This is a genomic window from Streptomyces solincola (assembly GCF_002982015.1).
Taxonomy (GTDB): domain Bacteria; phylum Actinomycetota; class Actinomycetes; order Streptomycetales; family Streptomycetaceae; genus Streptomyces; species Streptomyces solincola.
The window spans coordinates 1-9,854 of the sequence record NZ_PVLV01000295.1; the positions used below are offsets into that span (position 1 = coordinate 1).

Consider the following 9,854-nt stretch of genomic DNA (forward strand, 5'->3'; position numbering starts at 1 on the left):
AGCGCTCGGCCAGATCCCGCTCGGTGGGCAGCGCCCCGCCCTCCTGGACGAACTGGGGGAGGGCGGGGCGCTGCCCACCGAGCGGGATCTGGCCGAGCGCTACGGGGTGGCCCGGGAGACCGTCCGGCTGGCCCTGCGGGACCTGCTCCTGGAGGGCCGGCTGCGCCGCAAGGGCCGGGGCACCGTGGTCGCCGGGCCCAAGCTGGAGCAGCCGCTGTCGCTGGCCAGCTACACCGAGGGGGTGCGCCGGCAGGGGCGCCGGCCGGGCCGGACCCTGGTCGGCCTGGAGCGCTTCGGCTGCCCGGAGGCGCTCGCCGCCGAGGTGGGCGCCGCGCCCGGCGACCCGGTCTGGCACCTGGAGCGGGTGCTGCTCGCCGACGACGAGCGGGTCGGGCTGGAGAGCACCTACGTCGCGGTGGCCCGGGCGCCCCGCCTGGACGCCGACTTCGACCCGGACTCGTCCTTCTACGCGTATCTGCGCGACCGGGTCGGCGCGGTCTTCGGCGACGCCGACGAGCGGATCGAGACGGTGCTGGCCACCCCGCGCGAGGCGCTGCTGATCGGCACCCCGCCCGCGCTGCCCATGCTGCTGCTGCACCGCGCCTCACGGGACGCCCGGGGCCGTCCGCTGGAGCGCGTGCGCACCCTCTACCGCGGCGACCGGTTCAGTTTCACGACGCGTCTCGGGTGAGACGCCACAGCCGCCGTAAGGTCACGAGGAGATAACGGGTCTAGTCCAAGTGTGATGGGGCGTTCACCGTCCCGTCGCCGACGCGACCGGATCGCGCCACCCGCCGCCGCCACCGTTTCCGGCGTGAGAGTCATCGTCGTAGGAGCCGGCGTGCTGGGGACCATGCACGCCTGGCACGCAGTGAACCGCGGCCACCAGGTCGTACAGATCGAGCGCGAGGCCGACGCCCGGGGCGCCTCGTTGCGCAACTTCGGGCAGATCTGGGTGAGCGGCCGGGCCGCCGGCGAGGAGCTGGCGACCGCCCTGCGCGCCCGCGAGCTGTGGGAGGCCGTCGGCGCCCGCGTCCCCGGGATCGGTTTCCGGGCCAACGGATCGCTCACCCCGGTCCGCACCGAACGGGAACTGGCCGTCGCCGAGGCGGCCGCCGCCGCGCCGGACGCCGCCGCCCGCGGCTTCACGCTGCTGACCCCGGGCGAGGCACGAGCCCTCAACCCCGCCCTGCGCGGGGAGTTCGCCGCCGCGCTGCGCTGTGAGCGGGACGCCGCCGTCGAGCCCCGCACCGCCCAGCGCGCCCTGCGCGAGGCGCTGGCCGAAACCGGCCGGTACACCTTCCTCCCGGGAAGGGAGGTGCGGGACGTGGTCGGCGGGTCGGCGGTCCGCGACGACCACGGCGACGTCCACCACGGCGACGCCGTCGTGCTGTGCACCGGCGCCTGGCTCGGCGGCCTGGTCCGCGAACTCACCGGCGGGGAGCTGCCGGTGCGCCGGGTGCGGCTTCAGATGATGCAGACCGCCCCGCTCGGCGAGGCGCTCACGACTTCCGTCGCCGACGCCGACTCCTTCCGCTACTACCCGGCGTACGCGTCGGCCGACCTGGAGGCCGGGCAGCCGCAGGCGCCGACCGCCGCCGCGCACCGGATGCAACTGCTCATGGTCCAGCGGCTCGACGGCGGGCTGACCATCGGCGACACCCACGAGTACGAGCACCCCTTCGCCTTCGACACCCTCGAAGACCCCTACGAGCACCTGACCGGGGTCGTCGAGTCCCTGCTCGGCCGGCCGCTGCCGCCCGTGCGCCGCCGCTGGGCCGGGGTGTACGCGCAGTGCACCGACCCCCGCCGGGTCGTCTGCCGCCGGCAGGTCGGCGACCGGATCTGGCTGGTCACCGGTCCCGGCGGGCGCGGCATGACCTGCTCACCGGCCATCGCCGAGACCACCGCGAACGAACTGGACTGGTAGACCACTGATGGACGAGACCCCCGCGAACACCGCCGTCCGGCTGGTCGTGCTCGACATGGCCGGCACCACCGTCGCCGACGGCGGCCTGGTCGAGGACGCCTTCGCCGCCGCCGCCCGCGCGCTCGGTGAGGACCCCGCCCCGATGCTCGGCCACGTCCGGGCCACCATGGGCGAGTCCAAGATCGCCGTCTTCCGGCACCTGTTCGGCGACGAGCAGCGCGCCCGCCGCGCCAACACCGCCTTCGAGGAGGCGTACGCCGAACTGGTCGCCGCCGGCCGGATCGCCCCGCTGCCCGGCGCCGCCGAGACCATCGGCGCCCTGCGCGCCAGCGGCCGCACCGTGGTCCTGGCCACCGGCTTCGCCCGCACCACCCAGGACGCCGTCCTGGACGCCCTGGGCTGGCGGGGCCTGGCCGACCTGACCCTCTGCCCCGCCGACGCCGGCGGCCGCGGCCGCCCCCACCCCGACCTGGTGCTCACCGCGCTGCTGCGCACCCGGGCCGCCGACGACGTGCGGCAGGTCGCCGTCGCCGGGGACACCGCGTACGACATGCTCAGCGGCGCGCGGGCCGGCGCCGGGATCGTCGCCGGCGTCCTCACCGGCGCCCACGACCGCGACCGGCTCACCGCCCACGGCGCCACCCACGTCCTGGACTCGGTCGCCGACCTGCCCGCACTCCTCGCCCCGAGCGCGGAGGCGGGGACATGAGCGACCGGACCGGCAGCGGCGTCCGCTTCGACGGCGTCACCGTCGACTACGACGGGCACACCGTGCTCGACGCGCTCGACCTCACCGTCGAACCGGGCGAGGTCATGGCGCTGCTCGGCCCCTCGGGCTCCGGCAAGACCACCGCGCTGCGCGCCGTCGCCGGCTTCGTCCGGCCCGCCGCCGGACGGGTGCACGTCGGCGGCCGGGACGTCACCGGACTGCCGCCGCACCGGCGCGGGATCGGGATGGTGGTGCAGAGCTACGCGCTCTTCCCGCACCTCAGGGTCGCCGACAACGTGGCCTTCGGGCTGCGCGCCCGCCGCACCCCGAAGGCCGAGACCGCCGCCCGCACCGCCGAGGCGCTGGAGCTGACCGGCATGGGCGCGTACGCCCGGCGCCATCCGCGCGAGCTGTCCGGAGGCCAGCAGCAGCGCGTCGCCATCGCCCGGGCGCTCGCCATCCGCCCCGACGTGCTGCTGCTCGACGAGCCGCTGTCCGCGCTGGACGCCGGCCTGCGCTCCGGGATGCTCGCCGAACTGGCCCGGCTGCACCGCGAACTGCCGCACATGTCCATGCTGTACGTCACCCACGACCAGGTCGAGGCGCTGACCCTGGCCGACCGGATCGCCGTCATGGACCGGGCCCGGCTGCGCGACTGCGGCACCCCGCAGGAGCTGTACCGCAGCCCCCGCACGGAGTTCACCGCCTCCTTCGTCGGCAACGCCAACCTGCTGCCGGTGACCGTCACCGCCGGCGGGGTGTCCTTCGCGGGCCGCACGCTCAAGGTCCCCGCCGGGCAGGCCGCGCCGGGGGCCGCCGCCACGCTCTGCGTCCGCCCGCACCTGGTGGGCCTCGGCCCCGGCCCCAACACCCTGCGCGGCACCCTCGCCGAGGTCCAGTGGCGGGGCGCCACCCACCGGCTCACCGTGCACGTCGGCGGCCACCGGATGCTGGCCGACCTGCGCGAACTGCGCGAACCCCCACCGCTGGGCGCCGAGGTGGAGCTGCACTTCGCCCCGGACGACGCGGTGCTGATCGGCGCGATCGGAACGGAGGCGGGCCATGGCCGCGACCACCGCTGACCTCGTGCGCGCCCGGCCCCGTACGGCCCCCGCCCGGCTGTGGGCGCTGCCCCCGGTCGCCGTCCTCGCGCTGGTGTTCCTCTACCCGCTGGCGCTCGTCGTCCGCGAGTCCCTCACCCCCGGCGCGTACGCCCGGGTGCTCGGCTCCCACGCCTTCCAAGACGCCCTCGGCACCACCGTGTGGCTGGCCGCCGGGGCCACGGTCGGCTGCCTGGTGCTCGGCTTCGTGCTCGCGCTGATCCTGGCCTTCGTGCCGTTCCCCGGCTCGCGCGCGGTGGCCCGGTTCATCGACGTCTTCCTCTCCTTCCCGTCCTTCCTGGTCACCCTCGCCCTGCTGTTCGTCTACGGCACCGTGGGCATCGCCAACGGCCTGTGGACCGGCGCCACCGGCGACGGAGACGGCCCGTTCGACTTCCTCACCACCCCCTGGGGCGTGCTGCTCGCCGAGATCACCTACTTCACCCCGTTCGTGGTCCGCCCGCTGCTGGCCGCGTTCTCCCAGGTGGACACCGCGCAACTGGAGGCGGCCTCCTCGCTGGGCGCCAAGCCCGCCCGGGTGGTGCGGCAGGTGATCTGGCCCGAGGCGCTGCCCGCGCTCGCCGCCGGCGGCAGCCTGGTGCTGGTGATGTCGCTCAACGAGTTCGGCATCGTGCTGTTCACCGGCGCCAAGGGCGTCACCACCCTGCCGACCCTGGTCTACGGCAAGGCGATCCTGGAGTCCGACTACCCGGCCGCCTGCGTGGTCGCCGTCGTCAACATCGCCCTGTCCACCGGCCTGTACGCCCTGTACCGGGGGGTGAGCCGCCGTGCTGGTGCACACCGCTAGGGGCCGCCGGACGGCCTGGGCGGTCTTCGCGCTGCTCTTCACGCCGCTGTTCGCCCTGCCGCTGCTGGTGGTCCTGGCCGCCTCCTTCGCCACGAACTGGTCCGGCGCCCTGCCGTCCGGGCCGACCGCCGCGCACTACGCCACCGCCGTCCGCGGCGAACCCCTCCAGGCGCTCGCCACCAGCCTGGTCACCGCCGCCACCGCCAGCCTGCTGGCACTGGTCGTCGGCGCCTGGGCGGCGCTCGCCGCCGACGCCCTGGGCCGGCGCGGACGCCGGGTGCTGGACGCCCTGTTCGTGCTGCCGGTCGCGGTGCCCTCGGTGGCCGTCGGCCTGGCGGTGCTGGTCGCCTACTCCCAGCCGCCGTTCCTGCTCAACGGCACCCGCTGGATCGTCATCCTCGCCCACACGGTGCTGGTCACCGCCTTCGCCCACCAGTCCGTCGGGGCCGCGCTGCGCCGCCTGGACCCGGCGTACGAACAGGCCGCCGCCTCGCTCGGCGCCCGCCCCCTCCACGTCCTGCGGCGGGTAAAGCTGCCGCTGCTGCTGCCCTCGCTGAACGCGGCCGCCGGGCTCTGCTTCGCCCTGTCCATGGGCGAGTTGAGCGCCACCATGATGCTCTACCCGCCGGACTGGCTGCCGCTGCCGGTGCTGGTCTTCACCGCCACCGACCGGGGCTCGCTGTTCACCGGCTCGGCCCTCGCCGTCGTCCTCATGGCCGCGACCCTGCTCGTCCTGCTCGCCCTGTCCCGCCTGCGCACCCGCGCAGCCCACCGCTGAACCGCCCCTTCCCCCACCCCGGGAGTGAACTCCGCCATGCCCCGTGCCCTGCCCGCCGCGCTCGCCGCGCTCACCGCTTCCGCCCTGCTCGCCGCCGGACTCACCGGCTGCACCGCCACCGCCGCCGACGACCCGAAGACGGTCACCGTCTACAGCGCCGACGGCCTCAAGGGAGAGCGGGGCGACGGCTGGTACGACCGGGTCTTCGCCGACTTCGAGAAGGAGACCGGCATCACGGTCGAGTACGTCGAGGGCGGCTCCGGCGAGATGGTGCAGCGCGCCCTGCGCGAGCGCCGCAACACCCAGGCCGACGTGCTGGTCACCCTGCCGCCCTTCATCCAGCAGGCCGGCTCCAAGGGCCTGCTCCAGCGCTACCGGCCCCGGGGCGCCGACCAGGTCGCCGCCGCCGACAAGGCCCCGGACGGGACGTGGACGGCGGTGGTGAAGAACTACTTCGGCTTCGTCCGCAACGGCAAGGAACTGCCCGACCCGCCCACCACCTGGGAGGACCTGCTGGACCCCGCGTACAAGGACCGGCTCCAGTACTCCACGCCGGGCGTCGCCGGGGACGGCACCGCCGTCGTGGTCAAGGCCCTGCACGACTTCGGCGGGCGCGCGCAGGCCATGGCCTATCTGAAGAAGCTCCAGGCCAACAACGTCGGCCCGTCCTCCTCCACCTCCAAGCTCGCCCCCAAGGTCGACAAGGGCGAACTGCTCGTCGCCAACGGCGACGTCCAGATGAACTACGCCCAGGCCCGCTCCATGCCCCACCTGGACATCTGGTTCCCGGCCCGCGAGGGCGGCCGCCCCACCACCTTCGCCCTGCCCTACGCCGCCGGGCTGGTCGAGGACGCCCCGCACTCCGCCAACGGCAGGAAGCTGCTCGACTTCATGCTCACCGCCGAGGCCCAGCGCCAGGCCACCGAGATCGGCGGCGGCTTCCCCGCCCGCGGCGACGTCACCCCCGCCGGCGAGGACGCCGAGGCCCTGGCGAAGCTGATGCGCGGCGTCGACGTCTTCGCCCCCGACTGGGCAGACATCGAGAAGAACCTCACCTCCTACGTGGACGACTGGAAGGCCGCCACCGGCAGTTGACCCGCCGTCCGCCCGCCGTACGCCCGACCGTCCACCCGGCGTACGTCCGGCCCCGCCACGATCCGTCCGGGCACGACCTCCGTTATCTCTCCCCGCTGAGGAGTCACCATGCCGACCTCCGGCATACCGCGCCGTACCGTCCTCGCCGCCGGCGCCGCCACCGCGGCGGTCGCGGCCACCACCGCCGCCGGCCCTGCCCGCGCGGCCGCCGCCGCACCCGCCCTCCCCGACGGCACCAGCAAGGACAAAGTGCTGGTCGTCGGCATGGACGGGCTGCGCCACGACCGGATCGACGCCGCGAACGCCCCCGTCCTCAAGGGCATGATGCGCGACGGCACCTACGGCCTGTCGCTGCTCTACACCCCGCCGATGGCCGCCACCTCCTCCGGCCCCGGCTGGTCCACCGTCTCCACCGGCGTCTGGCCCGACAAGCACGGCGTGAAGGACAACACCTTCGCCGGCAAGCAGTACGGGACCTACCCCGGCTTCCTGGCCCGCCTCGCCCAGGTCCGGCCGAACCTCTCCACCTGGGCGGCCGTCGACTGGAAGCCGCTGGGCACCCAGGGCACGGTCACCCCCGGCGCCGACGCCAAGCTCGTCCTGGACGGGGACGCCGACGGGTACGTCGCCCACGACGCCACCATCACCGCGCAGACCGAGGCGGTCCTGCGCGACCGGAACCCGGACGTCCTCTTCGTCTACCTGGGCAACACCGACGTGGTCGCGCACGCCGGCGGCACCGGGCAGAAGTACCTGGACGCCATCGCCGTCCAGGACGCCCAGCTCGGCCGGCTCACCGCCGCGATCAAGGCCCGGCCCTCGTACGCGAGCGAACGCTGGACGGTGATCGTCGCCACCGACCACGGGCACCTGGACGCCGGCGGCCACGGCGGCACCTCCATCGAGGAGCGGCGCACCTTCGTCCTGGCCACCGGCCCCGGCATCGCCGCCGGCGCCCGCCCGGCCGACACCCGCCTGGTGGACGTCGCCGCCACCGTCTTCCACCAGCTCGGCATCACCCCCGACCCGGCCTGGGGCCTGGACGGCAAACCGATCCAGCAGCGCTCCGCCGACCCCTTCGACACCCTGCTGCCGCAGCTCTCCGGCCGGGTCGACGAGACCGGCATCCCTGCCGCCGTGCGCGGCTTCACCCACACCCCGCCCGCCGGCTGGTCGGTGATCAACAGCGCCATGGGCACCGGCGGAGTCGCCGAATGGCGCGGCTGGTCCTTCACCACCGACGAGTTCTGGAGCCGCAGCCAGGCCGGGCAGTGGCGGGAGCTGAACGTGCGCGCCCGGGGCGTGTTCGCCGTCGCCGACTCCGACGAGTGGGACGACAAGGCGTCCTCCGGACCGTACGACTCCACCCTGGTCACCCCCGCCGCCGCGGTCGGCGGCAAGGACGCGGTCACCCTCGCCTTCACCACCCACTACCGCCACGAGGGCGCCCAGCGCGCCGAGGTGCTGGTCTCCTTCAACGGCGCCACGCCCACCCTCGTCAGGGCCTACACCGCGGACACCGTCGCCCAGCGCCAGTCGCTGACCGTCCGCGTCCCGCCCGGGGCGAGCAGCGTCGGCTTCCGCTTCCGCTACACCGGCGCCAACAACTGGTACTGGGCGATCGACGACGTCACGATCACCGCCTCCTGAGCCGTCTCGGCCAGGCCGCGGCCTGACTAGGCTGGGGGCGTCGCCACAGCGCTGTCGCGGCGCCCCCAGCAGGCAGCAGCATCCGCACCGGATGCATCCGTACGGCAGGAGTCCCGCACCATGGCAGAGCGCAAGCCGATCGAGTCCTGGCTGACCGACATGGACGGCGTCCTCATCCACGAGGGCGTGCCCATCCCCGGCGCCGACTCCTTCCTGAAGAGGCTGCGGGACAAGGAGCGCCCCTTCCTGGTGCTGACCAACAACTCCATCTACACCGCCCGCGACCTGCACGCCCGCCTCTCCCGGATGGGCCTGGACGTGCCGGTGGGCAACATCTGGACCTCGGCGCTGGCCACCGCGCAGTTCCTGGACGACCAGCGCCCCGGCGGCACGGCGTACGTCATCGGCGAGGCCGGGCTGACCACCGCCCTGCACGACATCGGCTACGTGCTGACCGACCACGACCCCGACTACGTCGTCCTCGGCGAGACCCGCACCTACAGCTTCGAGGCGCTGACCAAGGCGATCCGGCTGATCAACGAGGGCGCCCGGTTCATCTGCACCAACCCCGACAACACCGGCCCCTCCGCCGAGGGCCCGCTGCCCGCCACCGGCTCGGTGGCCGCGCTGATCACCAAGGCGACCGGCCGCGAGCCGTACTTCGCGGGCAAGCCCAACCCGCTGATGATGCGGACCGGGCTGAACGCCATCGGCGCCCACTCCGAGACCAGCGCCATGATCGGCGACCGGATGGACACCGACGTGCTGGCCGGCCTGGAGGCCGGGATGGAGACCTTCCTGGTGCTCACCGGCTCCACCAGGCCCGCCGACGTCGAGCGCTACCCGTTCCGGCCGTCCACCGTCGCCGACTCCATCGCCGACCTGGTCGAACGCGTCTGACGCCGGTCGCCCGACGCGGCCGGCGCCGGCCGCGTCGGGCCCCGCGGCAGGGCCGTCCGCCGCCCTCCGGATGCGAAAGCCGCCGAACGGGGTGAACCTTCCTTGCAGGAGGTTAACGATGCGTTCAGCTCTGCTTGCTCTCCGTGCGCCGCTCGCCGTGGCGGGCACGGCGGCCGCCCTGGTGCTCGCCCCGACGGCCGGGGCCGCCCACGCCGAGGACGGCGGCGGGCCCGTGGTGCGGGCCTTCGCCGTCCCGGCCACCGCCGCTCCGGGCGCCGGCCTGGAGGTCGAGGTGACCGGCTGTGCGAGCGGGCACGGCGAGGTCCGCTCCCCGGCGTTCTTCTCGGCCGCCGAGCTGGCCGGCCGGGACGGCGCCGGCCGGTCGCTGCACGGGGCGACGACCGCCGCCTCGCACGCCCGGGCCGGCGGCTACCCGCTGCACGTCGTCTGCGACGGACGCACCCACCGCGACGCGGGCACCGTCCAGGTCGCCCACCAGGAGCCGGTCTCCCCCCAGCGGGGGACCGGCTCCGACGGTGCGGTCACCGCGGCCTCCGCCGACGAGCCGCTGAGCCTGTCCGCCGCCCAGGCGCCGATGGACCTGGTCGCCGCGGACCAGCAGGGCCCGGGCACCCCGCACACCGTGATCGGGCTGGTGCTCGCCGGGGTCGCCGCGGTCGCCGTGGCGCTGCGCACCTCGCGCCGCCGCCGCGAGGCCCGCTCCCGCCCGGAGTAGCCCCGCCGGCGCCGCCTGCCGCCGACAACCAGCGAGGCCCCTCACCGACCGGTGAGGGGCCTCGCTGCGTTGCGTGCGCCGCCAGGGACTCGAACCCCGGACCCGCTGATTAAGAGTCAGCTGCTCTAACCAACTGAGCTAGCGGCGC

Annotated in this window: 10 protein-coding genes and 1 tRNA gene; 10 read left to right on the forward strand and 1 reads right to left on the reverse strand. The window is 74.9% G+C overall.

Annotated elements, in window-relative coordinates:
- From C6N75_RS19355 to C6N75_RS19400, 10 genes are all read left to right on the forward strand, one after another.
- A partial coding sequence (locus C6N75_RS19355) for a GntR family transcriptional regulator (protein WP_105870175.1) occupies positions 1 to 691 on the forward strand: 691 nt, incomplete at its 5' end.
- 123 nt (positions 692 to 814) lie between these two features.
- A complete protein-coding gene (locus C6N75_RS19360) occupies positions 815 to 1,930 on the forward strand; it encodes a TIGR03364 family FAD-dependent oxidoreductase (protein WP_105870176.1) in 1,116 nt (371 codons plus the stop codon).
- 7 nt (positions 1,931 to 1,937) lie between these two features.
- Positions 1,938 to 2,639: a phosphonatase-like hydrolase gene (locus C6N75_RS19365; RefSeq protein WP_105870177.1), complete on the forward strand. Its 702-nt coding sequence runs from the start codon at positions 1,938 to 1,940 to the stop codon at positions 2,637 to 2,639.
- Positions 2,636 to 3,721: an ABC transporter ATP-binding protein gene (locus C6N75_RS19370; RefSeq protein ID WP_105870178.1), complete on the forward strand. Its 1,086-nt coding sequence runs from the start codon at positions 2,636 to 2,638 to the stop codon at positions 3,719 to 3,721. Before C6N75_RS19365 ends, C6N75_RS19370 begins: the two co-directional genes overlap by 4 nt.
- On the forward strand, positions 3,702 to 4,547 hold the full coding sequence (locus C6N75_RS19375; protein ID WP_105870179.1) for a 2-aminoethylphosphonate ABC transporter permease subunit: 846 nt from the start codon (positions 3,702 to 3,704) through the stop codon (positions 4,545 to 4,547). Before C6N75_RS19370 ends, C6N75_RS19375 begins: the two co-directional genes overlap by 20 nt.
- Entirely contained in the window at positions 4,528 to 5,325 is a 798-nt protein-coding gene (locus tag C6N75_RS19380) for an ABC transporter permease (RefSeq protein ID WP_105870180.1), read from the forward strand. Before C6N75_RS19375 ends, C6N75_RS19380 begins: the two co-directional genes overlap by 20 nt.
- Before the next feature lie 36 nt (positions 5,326 to 5,361).
- Complete coding sequence (locus C6N75_RS19385) at positions 5,362 to 6,420, forward strand: 2-aminoethylphosphonate ABC transporter substrate-binding protein (protein WP_105870181.1); 1,059 nt, start codon at positions 5,362 to 5,364, stop codon at positions 6,418 to 6,420.
- A 108-nt stretch (positions 6,421 to 6,528) separates the two neighbouring features.
- On the forward strand, positions 6,529 to 8,070 hold the full coding sequence (locus C6N75_RS19390) for an alkaline phosphatase family protein (protein WP_105870182.1): 1,542 nt from the start codon (positions 6,529 to 6,531) through the stop codon (positions 8,068 to 8,070).
- Between the two features lie 120 nt (positions 8,071 to 8,190).
- A complete protein-coding gene (locus C6N75_RS19395) occupies positions 8,191 to 8,970 on the forward strand; it encodes an HAD-IIA family hydrolase (RefSeq protein WP_105870183.1) in 780 nt (259 codons plus the stop codon).
- 118 nt (positions 8,971 to 9,088) lie between these two features.
- Positions 9,089 to 9,706 carry a hypothetical protein gene (locus C6N75_RS19400; RefSeq protein WP_105870184.1) on the forward strand — a complete coding sequence of 206 codons (618 nt, stop codon included), beginning with the start codon at positions 9,089 to 9,091 and terminating at the stop codon, positions 9,704 to 9,706.
- Positions 9,707 to 9,780: 74 nt separating this feature from the next.
- On the opposite strand, the gene C6N75_RS19405 is transcribed toward C6N75_RS19400, so the two are convergent.
- Positions 9,781 to 9,854: transfer RNA gene (locus tag C6N75_RS19405), tRNA-Lys, on the reverse strand.